11 protein-coding genes are annotated in these 13,474 nt (G+C 67.2%); 8 read left to right on the forward strand and 3 right to left on the reverse strand.

What is annotated here, in order from left to right; all coding sequences use genetic code 11:
* The first annotated feature begins 606 nt into the window (after nucleotides 1-606).
* The 7 genes from U9977_RS05510 (at nucleotide 607) to U9977_RS05540 (ending at nucleotide 6,927) form a co-directional block, all read left to right on the forward strand.
* Entirely contained in the window at nucleotides 607-918 is a 312-nt protein-coding gene (locus U9977_RS05510) for a hypothetical protein (protein ID WP_322748075.1), read from the forward strand.
* Nucleotides 919-933: 15 nt separating this feature from the next.
* Nucleotides 934-2,418, forward strand: a complete 1,485-nt coding sequence (locus U9977_RS05515; protein WP_322748076.1) for a S8 family serine peptidase — start codon at nucleotides 934-936, stop codon at nucleotides 2,416-2,418.
* Nucleotides 2,419-2,991: 573 nt separating this feature from the next.
* The gene (locus tag U9977_RS05520) at nucleotides 2,992-3,147 is read left to right on the forward strand and encodes a hypothetical protein (protein WP_322748077.1); all 156 of its coding nucleotides are present in this window, start codon (nucleotides 2,992-2,994) and stop codon (nucleotides 3,145-3,147) included.
* On the forward strand, nucleotides 3,138-3,695 hold the full coding sequence (locus U9977_RS05525) for an ATP-binding protein (protein WP_322748078.1): 558 nt from the start codon (nucleotides 3,138-3,140) through the stop codon (nucleotides 3,693-3,695). The genes U9977_RS05520 and U9977_RS05525 overlap by 10 nt, the downstream gene beginning before the upstream one ends.
* Nucleotides 3,692-4,180 carry an AAA family ATPase gene (locus tag U9977_RS05530; RefSeq protein WP_416210481.1) on the forward strand — a complete coding sequence of 163 codons (489 nt, stop codon included), beginning with the start codon at nucleotides 3,692-3,694 and terminating at the stop codon, nucleotides 4,178-4,180. Before U9977_RS05525 ends, U9977_RS05530 begins: the two co-directional genes overlap by 4 nt.
* An 89-nt stretch (nucleotides 4,181-4,269) precedes the next feature.
* Nucleotides 4,270-5,901 (forward strand): Eco57I restriction-modification methylase domain-containing protein, encoded by a 1,632-nt coding sequence (locus U9977_RS05535; RefSeq protein ID WP_322748080.1) that lies wholly within the window; start codon nucleotides 4,270-4,272, stop codon nucleotides 5,899-5,901.
* Nucleotides 5,902-5,925: 24 nt separating this feature from the next.
* On the forward strand, nucleotides 5,926-6,927 hold the full coding sequence (locus U9977_RS05540) for a glycosyltransferase family 4 protein (protein WP_322748081.1): 1,002 nt from the start codon (nucleotides 5,926-5,928) through the stop codon (nucleotides 6,925-6,927).
* Nucleotides 6,928-6,996: 69 nt separating this feature from the next.
* Here U9977_RS05540 and U9977_RS05545 read toward each other — a convergent pair whose 3' ends face one another.
* From U9977_RS05545 to U9977_RS05555, 3 genes are all read right to left on the reverse strand, one after another.
* Nucleotides 6,997-8,424 (reverse strand): glycoside hydrolase family 130 protein, encoded by a 1,428-nt coding sequence (locus tag U9977_RS05545; RefSeq protein ID WP_322748082.1) that lies wholly within the window; start codon nucleotides 8,422-8,424, stop codon nucleotides 6,997-6,999.
* Between the two features lie 146 nt (nucleotides 8,425-8,570).
* Nucleotides 8,571-9,584 carry a glycosyltransferase gene (locus U9977_RS05550; RefSeq protein WP_322748083.1) on the reverse strand — a complete coding sequence of 338 codons (1,014 nt, stop codon included), beginning with the start codon at nucleotides 9,582-9,584 and terminating at the stop codon, nucleotides 8,571-8,573.
* Nucleotides 9,581-10,759 carry a glycosyltransferase gene (locus tag U9977_RS05555; protein WP_416210482.1) on the reverse strand — a complete coding sequence of 393 codons (1,179 nt, stop codon included), beginning with the start codon at nucleotides 10,757-10,759 and terminating at the stop codon, nucleotides 9,581-9,583. The genes U9977_RS05550 and U9977_RS05555 overlap by 4 nt, the downstream gene beginning before the upstream one ends.
* 771 nt (nucleotides 10,760-11,530) lie before the next feature.
* On the opposite strand from U9977_RS05555, the gene U9977_RS05560 reads away from it, so the two are divergent.
* Nucleotides 11,531-13,369 carry a CDGSH iron-sulfur domain-containing protein gene (locus U9977_RS05560; RefSeq protein ID WP_322748085.1) on the forward strand — a complete coding sequence of 613 codons (1,839 nt, stop codon included), beginning with the start codon at nucleotides 11,531-11,533 and terminating at the stop codon, nucleotides 13,367-13,369.
* The last annotated feature ends 105 nt before the right edge of the window (nucleotides 13,370-13,474 follow it).

Consider the following 13,474-nt stretch of genomic DNA (forward strand, 5'->3'; position numbering starts at 1 on the left):
CCCGCCGCCCACTGTGTCGACGATCCGACACCCGCCAGTCAGCGAACGACCGACACCCCGCCATACGGCAGACGCTGCGGCATGCCCGCCGCCTGCCCGTAGCGGTGGGCAGCATGGGATCCCATCGGTGTCCCGCGGCGGGTGCTGGATCGCAGCTGACCTGGGCCGGAACGTGTGAGTCCTGGTCAGTGCTGGCCGCACCACAGGTTCCCAAGCTCGTGAGGTGCCGCTCGTGTACCCGGCGGTGTACCCGAGCCGGCGGGCGTCCACGGACGGGTACGGACGCCGGTGGACGTCCGGCGCAGGTCACCGGACGTCCACGAACAGCCGATCATGGTTCTGGCCTTGGCTGGGACCAGAAACCATCGTCCCCTTCGGATCTTTAGTGATCCACTTGGCTCCTGCGCGTGACCCCAACGTCAGTCACCGTCAGGGAACAGATGGCCAATCTGGCCAACCGCACTCCGCTGCACTGCCTCTCCGGTGGTGACGCCGGGGTGACGGGACTACGCGACGATCGTGACCGATATTCCACACAGCCGCCGCGCGTGCGTGCGAGACAGGATCTGCAGGTCACGGCCCGGTGGCGGCAACCGAGGGGGAGAAATGGGAAAGACCGGGGAGGGGAGCGAGCCCGACTTCGTCGAGGCGTGGGTCGAGACGGCGGCAGCGCCACCACCCGACTCGGTTGTGGAGTGGTTCACCTCGCGCGGTATGTCTGTTGTGCCCGCCCGCGTCGGCGCCCTTGCGTCAGGTCCGCAGAATGCGTTCGAGGCGGCTTTTGGAAAACCGCTTGCCGGCCGGGCGGCGGCATTTTCCCTGCCCGTCCCGGTGGAACTGTACGACGACGTCCGGTCCATCACCGTGGCGCCCATCCCCGGCCTGCACAGCGGCCCCGGTCCAGCTCATCCGTCCTGATCAAAGGAGTATCGCATGGTATTCCCGGCAGAATTCGACTCCAATTCACCTGTCCCCGATCTCGTCCTCGGGTACGTGTCGGTGAGATCCCAAGGGGGCGTCTCCGTCACCGAGGCGACCGATTTCACGTCGGCGGAGCCGTTTTATGCTGCCAGTGGTGACTGGGAGCGTGCACGCAGTGACGTCGAGGCGGCTGGTCTCATCGTCACAGCGGAAAGCCGGCTAGGGTTCAGCGTCGCCGGCCCGCCGGCCGCCTACGAAGAATTAACCAGCGGCGAGATAGTCACCCGGGAGGTGCTGCAGCGACTGGCGATCGGCCGTACCGCCTATGTCACCCAGCTCGACATTGTGGGCACTGACCAACCACGGTCCTTCGCTGTGGGCCGGGCGGGCAGCGACGCCATCGAGGCGATCCTGCTCGAGCGGCCGCGAATCCCTCACAACCTTTTCCCGTCCCCCATCCCGCCCAGCATCGCCAAGTTCCACCTGACCGTGCCGGATGACGTCGCGGTGCTACTCGGCTGCGTTGCCGCCCACCGCGCGGGCCACGTCGGAAGCGATGTGACAGTAGCCATGGTCGACACCGGGCAGTACTCCCACCCATATTTTCTGGTCCACAACTACCGCGTCGAACGGCCGGTCGCCGTGGTCCCTGGAACCAGTCCGAGTAAGGACCCTGTCGGCCACGGAACGGGTGAGTCGGCGAATATCTTCGCCGTCGCGCCCGGGGCGACGCTGCGGCCGTACCGTGTCACCAACAACGCCGGTCAGCTCGTCGGCGCCATCACTGGATTCCTACGAGCCAAGGCAGACCACCCGCAGATTATCACCAATTCGTGGGGCGGCGACCTTGATTACCCCACGCAGGACCCACTTCCCCCATACTACCGGGCATGGGTGGCGGAAATCCGCGACGCGGTCGAGACGGGAATCGTTGTGGTCTTTTCTGCCGGTAATGGTCAGTTCTCGGTGGAACCGCAGGTGCCGGGCGTCATTTCCGCTGGCGGGGTGTACGCGACCGGGGGCGTCGACCTCGTTGCCTCCGACTACGCGAGCGGGTACGCGAGCCCGTTTTTCCCGGGCATCGACGTGCCGACCGTCTCGGGGCTCGTCGGCACGATCCCCCGCGCTCAGTACCTCCTGCTGCCCATCCCGCCGGGTTGCGGAATCGACGTCGACGAGAGCAAACCTTTCGTGCATCCGACCTTCCCGGACTCCCCGGACGGCACCACCGCCGATGACGGCTGGGCGCTGTTTTCCGGCACATCTGCGGCCGCGCCGCAACTGGCCGGCGCGGTAGCCGTGCTGCTTGGAGCCCTACCGGCCCTGACCACAGCACAGATCACCGAGGCGCTGAAAGCTTCTGCCGTCGACGTCACCGCAGGCCACAACCACCCTCGTTTCAACGTTGCAGCCGGGCCCGGCCCAGACCTCGCTACGGGCGCGGGCCTGGTCAACGTATCCGCCGCCCTCGACTACGCCCAGGCCACATTTTCCTAGGGTCTTGGACGAGCGAAGCCGTCATGATCGAGTCACGTTCGTGGGCGTGAGTCAGGCTGCCAGACCTGGATGTTCGACGAGTTGGTTGATGGCGGTTTCGTAGGCGGTGGCTGCACGTCGCAGGGGTGGCGGATCGCTGCTCTGTGCGGGTCGGTGAGTTCGGCTATGCCGGTACGCGGGGAGGCCGCCGAAAACGGGGCGCTGCCGCGGGCTCGCGAACCGAAGATCTTCAGCTCGGCGATCCCGTACCTGTCACAGATGGCTGCCAACCTCGCCTTATCGATCTTCACGCCGAGGGTGATCAGCACGGGTCCAAGGTTATCGTGATGCTTGCGCGCCGCACCTGCCCCACGACCGTGTCGGTGTTGAGAATCCGGCAACTTCTACCCGACCTGCGCATATTCGTGGATCAAACTGTCGAGTCGATCACATCTGTGGGCGCGGACATCTGGTTCCGGGGACCCCGTTTGGAGCGCTCGACGCGGTGCGGCTTGGCCGAGGTGAGCGACACCGGGCGCAACGCGGCACGTGCTGACAAGATTTTCCTACGACGGGTAGGACAGAATCAGCGTCATGGGAACAGATCCTGCGACGACCCTGGGCACCCAGGAGACCGCCAACCTGGAGTTCAAGCGGGAGGCCAGGGACCGTAACGCCATCCGTGAGGCGATTTGTGCCCTGGCCAACGATCTACCGGGACTGGGCGGCGGCTGCCCTCGATGGTGGTGAGTCGCGTCGTCTATCAGGGGCAACCGGTCGTCCAGATCGACGTCAGCGCGTCCCGGACCCCGCCTGTCCGGTTCGACAACGTCGTCTGGGTGCGGCCGGGATCGTCGACTCGCAGGGCGACTCGCGACGACGAGCGGGTGCTCTCGCAGCGGCGGCGCTCCTTTGAAACGCCGTTCGACGTCCGTCCCGTCGCCGGCAGTACAACCGACGACCTCGACCTCGATCTCTTCCGCTCGGACTACCTACGCTCCGCGGTCGATTTGTCGGTCCTGGACGAGAACGGTCGGCCGACCGAGCAGCATCTGGCATCACTGCGACTCGCCGACATCGGACTACCCGATCGAGGCGCTCCGTCAGACAACTTCGACCGGGTCAACGACTACCGGAACCCCTCGCTTGCCGCCGCGATGAAGTCGCTGGGATACGTCAACCAGTTCGGTCGGGGCATCGGGCGTGTCCGGGCGTCATTGAGCCGGAACGGCAATCCCGAAGCTGGGTTCATCGTCGATGATGCCTCGTGGACCGTGACTCTGAAGAGCACGACGTGATCTCGGTGGCGCTGTTCAATAACAAGGGTGGTGTAGGGAAGACAACCCTCACATACCACCTCGCGCACATGCTCCAGCGGCTCGGGAAGAATGTTCTCGCCGTGGATCTTGATCCCCAGTCAAACCTGTTCGAGGATCGGTTGAGCGAAGCCTGGCCCAAGGGCTTCACCGGGGACCCGGTTGCGTTGCGGACGACAACGGCGTTCCACCGATGGCTCGACCGCATTCCCCAGGTCTTCGCGTCGGACGTGCTAGATGAACCGGAGGCGAAAACAAGCCCCAGAACGTATGAAATCGCAACGCTACGCAATTATCAGAGCCTGAGGCCGCTCTCGCACGATGCGCGCAAGCCGATGTTCGATCTGAGAACCGCAGACGGCGCGTTGGGTAGTACCCAGACGCTTGTCAACCGGTGCTATGACGACTTCCGATCGCTCGCCGAGAAACTCCTGGACAGGCTGGCCTCAGTGCAGGTTGAGAACTGAGCCCGGTCCAGCGCATCCGGACTCGGTCATCGTCGCCTTGTTTGTCCACCGATACGACGAACCCGCGCTCCTTGCCCCTGTCGGAGTCCATGCAGGAGGCGCTGCGGCATGGCGAGGTCTTCACTCGCCGATGGGTCGTCGAAACCATCCTCGACATGGTCGGCTACACAGCCGACAAAGATCTTACCGCGACGACGATAGTTGAGCCGGCATGCGGTGCAGGAGCCTTCCTCGGGCCGATATCTGAGCGTCTGAGCGCTTCCTGTCGGACACATGACCGCTCCCTACTGGATGCGGTCCACGCGGTAGCGGCCTACGATTTCCTGGATCACAACGTCCAGTCGAGCCGAGATTGTGTGACGCAACACCTGCTCGCGGCTGGATGGGATCATCTTGTTGTAGAGAAGGTTGCCGCCACCTGGGTCAGGCAGGGCGACTATCTGCTACAGCGAGACGACGTCCAAAAGGCGGACTTCGTCGTGGGCAACCCGCCCTATATTCGACTTGAAGACGTTCCGAATGAGCGCATGGCCGCCTACCGGGCAACCTGCCCCGCCATGGGCGGTAGGGCGGACATCTACATCGGTTTCTACGAAGTCGGCCTGCGGAGCCTCAAACCGGGTGGTCGGCTCGGGTTCATTTGTGCCGATCGTTGGATGCGAAACCAGTACGGGCGCAGACTTCGCGAGATGGTGAACCGTCAATACAGCATGGATATCGTACTGACGATGCACGATGTGGACGCTTTTCACGAGCCGGTGTCAGCCTACCCGGCCATAACCATCATCAGGAACGCCGGCCAGGGTTCGGCCATCGCCGCCGACACCACTGGGTCCTTTGGCCCTCTTCAAGCCGACGAATTTCGCCGTTGGGTCGAGAGGCCGGATCAGATAGGAATTAGTACCGCATCCTACCACGCAGCTCGGTTGCCCCGCTGGTTCCCAGGAGGAGATTCATGGCCCGTGGGCTCCCCTGCGCGACTGGCCATGCTAGAAGAACTCGGCGATCGATTTCGACCCTTGGAGGACGAGACCACCCGTACCCGGGTGGGTATCGGTGTTGCAACCGGCGCCGACGAGGTTTTCATCACCAACAATGCGGATCGCGTCGAGGTGGAGGACGGTCGCCTCCTCCCGCTCGCCATGGTCCGAGATACCACCGGTGGCGTGCTCCATTGGAACGGCTCCTACCTGGTGAATCCGTGGGACCCGCAAGGAGGACTCGTCAACCTCGCTGATTTTCCCCGCCTTGCCGCGTACTTCGAGCGACACAGTAGCGTTTTGCATAAACGTTACGTTGCAAGGAGGCAACCCGCCCGCTGGTACAGAACTATCGACAAAGTCGATCATCGGCTTATCGCGAAGCCAAAACTACTCCTCCCGGATATGAAGTCGACCATCCATCCAGTCTTGGATCAAGGTGGTTTGTACCCTCATCACAACTTGTACTACATCGTTTCCGACGGGTGGGATCTGAGAGTCCTCGGAGGCCTACTGCTGTCCAAGGTAGCCGAGGCTTTCGTGGCGGCCTACGCCGTGAAGATGCGCGGTGGCACCCTCCGGTTTCAGGCGCAGTACCTTCGCCGGATTCGCGTACCGGATCCACTGGAAATCAGTGAGGCAGACGGCGTCGCCCTGGCTGATGCGTTCGACCGACGAGACGTGGCGGCGGCTACGCAGGTTGCGCTGCGCGCCTATGGGCTCACCGAACTTCCCGAGTAGGCGGATCGAGTAGGGTTTGTCCGTGTGAAGGTGGCACTGTTGGCGCCGGTGGCGTGGCGTACCCCGCCGCGGCATTACGGCCCGTGGGAGCAGATCACCAGCCTGATCGCGGAGGGTTTGGTTGAGTGCGGGGTCGATGTCACCCTCTTCGCGACGCTGGACTCGCAGACAGCCGGCGCGCTGGACGGCGTGTGCCCGCACGGGTACGCGGAGGATCCGGCGCTCGATGGTCGGGTGTGGGAGGCGCTGCACGTTGCGCACGCCCTGAGCCGTTCGGGTGAGTTCGACGTGGTGCACAACCATCTCGACTGGCTACCGCTGGCGTTCGCGGCCCATGTCCGGGCGCCGATGGTGACGACCGTCCACGGCTTTTCGGACTCGCGTATCGTCCCGGCGTACGCGCGGGCGGGGTCGGCGTACGTGTCCATCTCCGACGCCGACCGCCGTCCGGAGCTGGACTATGTCGCCACCGTCCACCACGGCATCGACATGGCGGCGCTGCCGTTCTCGGCCGTCGGCGGGGAGGACCTGGTCGTGCTCGGCCGGATCCATCCGGACAAGGGCACAGCGGTGGCCATCGACATCGCCTGCCGTGCCGGCCGGCGGCTGGTGATCTGCGGGATCGTCCAGGACGAGCGCTACTTCGCCGAGCGGGTCCAGCCCCATGTCGACGGGGACCGGGTCCGTTACCTCGGCTCGGTGGGGCCGCGTCAGCGCGCCGAGGTGCTCGGCTCGGCGGCAGCCCTGCTGCACCCGGTCGCGTTCGACGAGCCGTTCGGGCTGGCCGTGGTCGAGGCGATGGCCTGCGGGACACCCGTTGTGACCTATCCGCGGGGTGCGATGCCGGAGGTGGTCGACGAGGGCGTCACCGGGTACCTGGTCGACGGGCCGGCGGCAGCCGCGGCCGCGGTGGAGCGAGCCGCCGGCCTGGACCGCGGCGCCTGCCGTGCCACAGCGCAGCGACGGTTCTCCGCGGCACGCATGGTCGCTGACTACCTCACCGTCTACCGGCGGCTGCTCGGCTGACAGGGGCTGACAGGGGCTGACAGAGGGTGGCAGGGAGTGACGCGGGCTGACATGGGATGCGTCGGTGGCTCACGCCGCCCGCTCGCCTGGGCGGGTCATGCGGGCGAGAAGCGGCTCGACCGGGACGCTGGCTATGCCGACACGGCTGTCGCTGATTCCGTAGGGCAGCCAGAGGCGGCCGTCATGGATCAGGCCGCCGCAGGAGTAGACGACGTTGGGGACGTAGCCGTCGTTCTCGGATCGGGTTGGGGTGAGCAGCGGCTCGGGCAGCGTCGCCAGCACGGTGGTCGGGTCGTCGAGATCGAGCAGGATCGCCCCGATCGTGTACGTGCGCATCGGTCCGACGCCGTGGGTGAGCGTGAGCCAGCCTGACGGTGTCTCGATGGGTGACCCGCAGTTGCCGACCTGGAGCAGCTCGAAGGAGGCCCCGGGAGAGTGGACCGGGCGCCCCAGTTCCCACGCCTGCCCGTCGTCGGAGGTCGCAATGCTGGTGGTCTCGCCGTCGGAGCGGCACAGCGCGAGACGCCGGCCGCCGACGGGCCGGGGGAACAGTGCCATGCCCTTGTTCCGCGAGGCCGGGCCCGTGAGCGGCGATGCGGTGAAGACCCGCAGGTCGGGGCTGGTCAGCAGCCGTGGGGTGATCTGCCGGCCGTCGTAGGCGGTGTAGGTCGCCTGGTAGTCGACGGTCCCGTCCGGCGCGGCGAAGCGGACAAACCGCGCGTCCTCCATGCCGTTGGTCTCGGCGGCGACGGTCGGCCACAACACGCGCTGAGCCAGGGTGGCGGCCGGGGGAAACTCGACCCGCCGCAGCGACGCAGCGATCGAGCGGATCCCGGCCAGGATCCCCGGTGCCTGCGGCCGGCGGAGCAGGTCGGCGGGCACCCGGGTGAAGGCCCGTTCGAGGTCGTCTCCGGCGGCGTGAGTGTCGAGCCTGTCGAGGACCGCCCGCGTGACCTCGTCGTCGAGCCCATCTGCGGCGAGCACTGTGCGCAGCCGCCCGGGCTCCCAGCCTGCCGGCACGGCCAGCCCGGTGGTGAGCGGACCGGTGCGCGGTTCCAGGCGTACCGTCGGGCCCGGACCGACCACCCCGACGGCGAAGCCGATCGAGGACAGGTGGCCCTCGCCGATGGCACGCAGACTCAGCACCACCCGCAGCGCTCCCGGCGGGAGTCCGGACTGGTCGGGATGCGGTACGGCAGAGGGGTTGGTGACAGCGGCACCCTCCACCGCGTACTCGGCGGTGAAGCACGCACCGAGCAGCAGCATCCGTGCCGCCGACAGCTCCGCGGGTGCCCGCACCCGCGACGCCACCACCGCGGCGTGCCGCGCCAGGATGCCCTGGTAGTCGTGGTGGCGGGGGCCGAAGAGCGCCAGCAGGTGGGCGACGAGACCTGCCACCTCGTCCTCGGCCACGGCGAGCACGCGGTCCACGATTCCGGCGGCTCGGGACTGCACCTCGCCTTCCTCCTCGCCAGGAAGGAAGAGCTTCGCGATCACCCGGCTCGGGTCCACGGACAGTTCCCCGAGCGGATGCCGCGTAACCAGGCTGGCCTCTACGCTCGGTGTCGGTTCGTTCCGTCGGTCGGTTGCTTCGCGGTCATCCCGGCCCCTCGGATGCCCACTGCGCTCCCGTTCCCCGACGCTCACGGCGCCGCCAGCAGGCGGCGGGCGTGCTGGGCCGTCGAGAGCAGTGCGAGGGTGGACTCCGCTCCCTGGTTGGTGTTACGGCCGTCGGCCTCGAGACCGTCGCAGCAGCCACCGGTGGTGGTGTCGACCAGCGGCGTGGCGCTGTCGTTGTCGCCGAGGAACCATGCCTGAGCCCGGCTCAGACCGGTCAGCCACCGGGACTGGTCGGTCAGGTCATAGGCCCGGGCGCAGGCGTCGGCGAGGGCCGCCGCCTCGATGGGCTGCTGGTCGAAGCCGGGCCGGCCACCATCCCCGGCTCGACGGCCGCCCACGGGGGTCGGCGACAGCCGCCCGGCGGAGGTCTCCAGATCGAGCAGCCATGCCAGCAGCCGAAGACCGTTGGCGAGTGCCGCCTCGTCCGGCAGGCAGACACCGGCGAGGATGAGCGCTTCGGGCACGGCCGCGTTGGCGTACCGCAGGGACGGCTCCGGCCAGGGCCACGCCGGGTCGGTACCCGGCGGACCGATCACGGTGACGGCCGCGGCGAGCAGCGCCCGGGCGGGCTCGTCGTCGGGGTATGCCAGGAGCACCTCCCCGGCACCCAGCGCAGCGAACGTCATCGCCCGCGGCCAGGGGGACCGGCGCTGCGCACTGGCCCGGAACCGGGCCAGTGCCGTGACCCGCAGGTTCAGGGTGGGTGCCCGCGCTGCCGTGGTGCCAAGCCCCCACAGTGCCCGGCCCCACCAGTCGCCGAGACCGGGCTGGTCACGCCACCGCCCGTCGGTGTCACGGCGGTTGCGTACGGTACCGTCCACAGCCTGCGCCGCGGTGACGAAGGCGAGATAGCGGTTGAGGAGGCTGACCTGCTCAAGCGGCGGGTCCGGCTCGCGGGCGAGGACGACGAGCCCGCGGGCGACGTCGTCGACGCAGTACCCGTGCTCCCGGCGCGGGACCGCACCCAAGGCGTGTTCGAACAGGCCGATGTCGTCGCTGAGCCGGAACAGATGGGCGAACGAAACGACAGCGGTCACAGGGTCGCCGTCACCGCCGCCGCGGGCCGGTCGGTCATGCTGCTTCCCGTCCGGGCGCCCAGCCCGGCGGCCAACTGTCGGTAGCGGTCGGCGACCGTGGGCCACAACAGCTCGGGCGCGCGCGCGGCTGCGGCGCGGACCAGCCCCCTGGCAATGCCGTTGTCGCCGATGACGCTGCGTACCGCCGTCGCGATCGCCGCCGGATCGCGGTGCGGCACCAGCAGGCCGACGCCGTCACCGAGGAGCTCGACCGCGTGCGGGAAACGGGTGGCGACGATCGGTTTGTGCGCCGCGACCGCTTCGATGAGGACGCCGGAGGTCACCTGGTCGCGGGAGTCGTAGGGCAGCAGTATGACGTCGGCTCCGCGCACCATCTCAGCCAGCGACGCCGCGTCGAGGTAGCGGGCGTCGAACACGACCGAGCCGGACACCCCCAGCTGGCGCGCCTGCGCGGCCAAACTGTCGCGATACGCCGTTCCCTCCCGCGCGAGCACCTTGGGATGAGTCTCGCCTGCCACGAGGTAACGCGGGGCCGGGACGAGATCGGTCAGTGCGGCCATCGCGGCGATGCCCCACTCGATGCCTTTGCCCGGCCCGATCAATCCCCAGGTCAGCACCGTAGGTCGGCCGGCCCGCACCGACAGGGCCGTCCGGTTGTCGTCGGCGCCGTGCGGGATGACCGACACGGCGCGTGGGTCGACCCGGTACCCGGCGACGAGCCGGACCCGCGCCGTCTCGGTCATCACGACCACCGCGGCAGCCGCCGCGACGACCGCCTCCAGGACGTGGCGCTGGTGCCGGGTCGGGCGCACGAGCACCGTGTGCAGGACGACGATCACCGGGACGTTGAGGCCGTGGAGCACCGTGAGCACCTCGTCGCCGTCCCGGCCGCCATAGACGCCGTATTCGTGCTGCACCACCGCGACATCGAAACGGTTCAGCAGGCGCGCGGCACGTGCCGGACCGTCCCGCGTCCCGGCCACCAGCTCCCCGACCACCGCGGTCGGAGCGGTCTGCGGCGGGACGGCCGCGCCGGGACGATCGAGCAGACGCACCACCCCGCTGGACCCCCCGGCCACCGGGCCAGCCAGCTGTTTGTGAAGAGCCGCCGTGAATGTGGCGAGCCCGCACTGGGTCGGCGGATAAGTACTAAGGAAGCCGTAACGCAGGGCCACAACGGTGCCCACCTTCCGCTCGGCGCCGGCAGAGCGCCGGCGGGCACACAAGTGTCGAACCCGCCGAGATCAGCAGCCTGCCCACCGAAGCGACGAGAACGTCGAGAAAGAAAGTAACAAAAACGACGTTCCAGGCCGCAGTTCGGGCCCCGTCGTGCCAGGGGCTGGCACTCGAAATTGATGAGTGCTAACGCATGTATAGTCCTCGGCGTGCACAAAAGCAATGGGGACCCATTCGCAGTGACGTTGTCGCGGCCGCCAGAACTCACTGATTCGCCGTCGACCGCCGACCCTCGGTGACCACCGAAGAGGTCAGACTCGGATCGTCCGCCAAGGTCATCCAGGAGTCGGAGGTCTCGTCGGACGGGGTCCGGACGAGGATGGTCGCCTTGCTCGGCCCAGGGGCCCTCCCCGCGGGGCGGGCGGCCATGTCCCGTTCGGCGGGGATGCGATGATTTTCCGGCGGCTCCGGCTGGGGAGCGATTCCGATCCAGGATGCCGCGGAAATGCCCTATGGGGAATGTAGGCGTCGTGGGCCTGCCAATGTCTGGAACCTGTCGGTACAGGCTGTCATGGATTTACAGTAAAGAACCTCGCTGTCCTGATCGCGGCTCCCGGCGGAGACCTGACAACGCTATTCTTGCAATCGGTGGCGTCGCCCGGCCCGGCGCTTTTTGCGGCCAGCCCGCGCTCTTGAGATGGTGAGCGCGAGCAACGTCTCGACCAGCGTCGACGGTGCCCAGGTGCCCAGGTGCCCAGGAGGAGAGGATGATGTCAGGTATCGAAGGGAAGCTGCGCTCGCTGTTGGCGGCCGTTGCCGATGTGGAGGCCGAGCTTCGGCGGGCGGTCGGCGACGAACAGTCCCAGCTGGTGAGCACCCGGCTGCGTGACAGTGTTGTCCGTCCGCTACTACAGGCGCAGCAGCGTGTGGCTGTCGGTGATGGCACAGCCAAGGGTGGAGAGACGGAATCGACGGCTCACGTCGAGCCGGCCGCGCAGAGCTCCGCACGCCAGCTGACCGACCGGCTCTGGGAGCTGGCGCGGACGGCTACCGAACGTCGGGTCCAGTACCCGGACCTGCCCGAACTCGCCGAGGCCACCGCGGCGCTGCAGGACGTCGCCCTCGCTGTGGCCGATGAGGCCTCGGCGGCGACCCGGCTGGCCGATCTGCAAACCCTTCAAGCTGGGGTGGGCCCGTCTATCCAGGCCGCCGGCAACGGCCCCTACCTGGCGACCAATGTTCGTGCCCTGTATGACTGGCTGGGTCAGCCCCTGCCGGTGCGGCCCCAGCTGGCGTTGTGCCGCTGCGGCGGTTCCCAGCGCAAGCCGCTCTGTGACGGGACGCATGCCCGCATCGGCTTCACCGACGCCACGGATCCCAAGCGTGTCCCGGACCGGCGCGACACCTATGTCGGTCAGCAGGTGACCGTCCTGGACAACCGTGGCACCTGCCAGCACTCGGGCTTCTGTACCGACAGGCTCCCAACCGTCTTCCATCGTGGCGAGGGACCCTTCGTCAGTCCCAGCGGCGGCAGGATGGACGAGATCATCCGTGCCGTCCGTGACTGCCCCTCCGGCGCCCTCAGCTATGCGATGGGTGGGGGCGAGGCACGCGACGAAGCCCGCGATGAGGTTGATTACCACGGCAGGCGCGAGCCGATGGTCGAGGTGTCGAAGGACGGCCCCTATCGGGTCATCGGTGGTATCCGGCTCGTGGCCGACGATGGCGAAGACGTGCCTCGAAACGAGGGCACTTCGCGTGAACACTATGCCCTTTGTCGTTGCGGGCACTCGCAGAACAAACCGTTCTGTAGTGGCATGCACTGGTATGTCGAGTTCCATGATCCCGTTCCTGATCCCGGTCACGAGCCCACGATCTTCGAATGGGCCGGCGGCCTCCCCGCACTCACCCGGATGACACGTCTTTTCTACGAGAAGTACGTTCCCCAGGATTCGCTGCTGGCACCGCTGTTCGCCGACATGTCGCCCGACCACCCCCAGCGGGTCGCGAAATGGCTCGGGGAAGTCTTCGGCGGGCCGAAGTGCTACAGCCAGGAGTACGGTGGCTACACTCGTATGATCTCCCAGCACCTCGGCAAGGAGCTGACCGAGGAGAAGCGGGGACGATGGGTTGCGCTTCTGTTGCAGTCCGCGCGAGAATCCCAGCTCCCCAACGACGCGGAGTTCCGCTCCGCGTTCGCCGCTTATATCGAGTGGGGCTCCAGGTTGGCGGTGGAAAACTCCCAGGCCGGCGCCAGACCCCCGGCACACATGCCAATGCCGAACTGGAACTGGGACACCGCGGCCGGGGCGCCCGGGTCCCGGATATCGGCATTCGCTCCGCCGACACAGACAGAACAGCCGGAAATCACGCTGCCTGCCGTCGATGAGGCGGTGCGATTCAACGACCATGTCAAGCAGCTCTTCCGCGACCGTGACCACCAGTCGATGAGGTTTGTCTTCGATCTTTGGTCCCACGACGATGTCAGCCGGTACTCGGCCGCTATCCTCGGTCGGCTTCAGGACGGGACGATGCCCTGCGACGGCGCCTGGCCACAAGAGAAGATCGATGTCTTTCGGCGATGGATTGACGGCGGCATGCCTGAATGAACGTCTCCGACGTCAAGAGAACGATCGTTTCCGGATGCACGCCGGGGTGCCCGGGGCGGTAGCGTTCCACCCGTTTCTCCTGGAGATGCATGCTATCTCCAGGAG

Source organism: Protofrankia sp. Cas8 (assembly GCF_963555845.1).
Lineage (GTDB): Bacteria > Actinomycetota > Actinomycetes > Frankiales > Frankiaceae > Protofrankia.

Excerpts from the sequence above, each read along its gene's own strand:
- U9977_RS05510 (WP_322748075.1), top strand. The coding sequence starts at position 607 with ATGGGAAAGACCGGGGAGGGGAGCGAGCCCGACTTCGTCGAGGCGTGG.
- U9977_RS05515 (WP_322748076.1), top strand. The coding sequence starts at position 934 with ATGGTATTCCCGGCAGAATTCGACTCCAATTCACCTGTCCCCGATCTC.
- U9977_RS05520 (WP_322748077.1), top strand. The coding sequence starts at position 2,992 with ATGGGAACAGATCCTGCGACGACCCTGGGCACCCAGGAGACCGCCAAC.
- U9977_RS05525 (WP_322748078.1), top strand. The coding sequence starts at position 3,138 with ATGGTGGTGAGTCGCGTCGTCTATCAGGGGCAACCGGTCGTCCAGATC.
- U9977_RS05535 (WP_322748080.1), top strand. The coding sequence starts at position 4,270 with ATGCAGGAGGCGCTGCGGCATGGCGAGGTCTTCACTCGCCGATGGGTC.
- U9977_RS05560 (WP_322748085.1), top strand. The coding sequence starts at position 11,531 with ATGTCAGGTATCGAAGGGAAGCTGCGCTCGCTGTTGGCGGCCGTTGCC.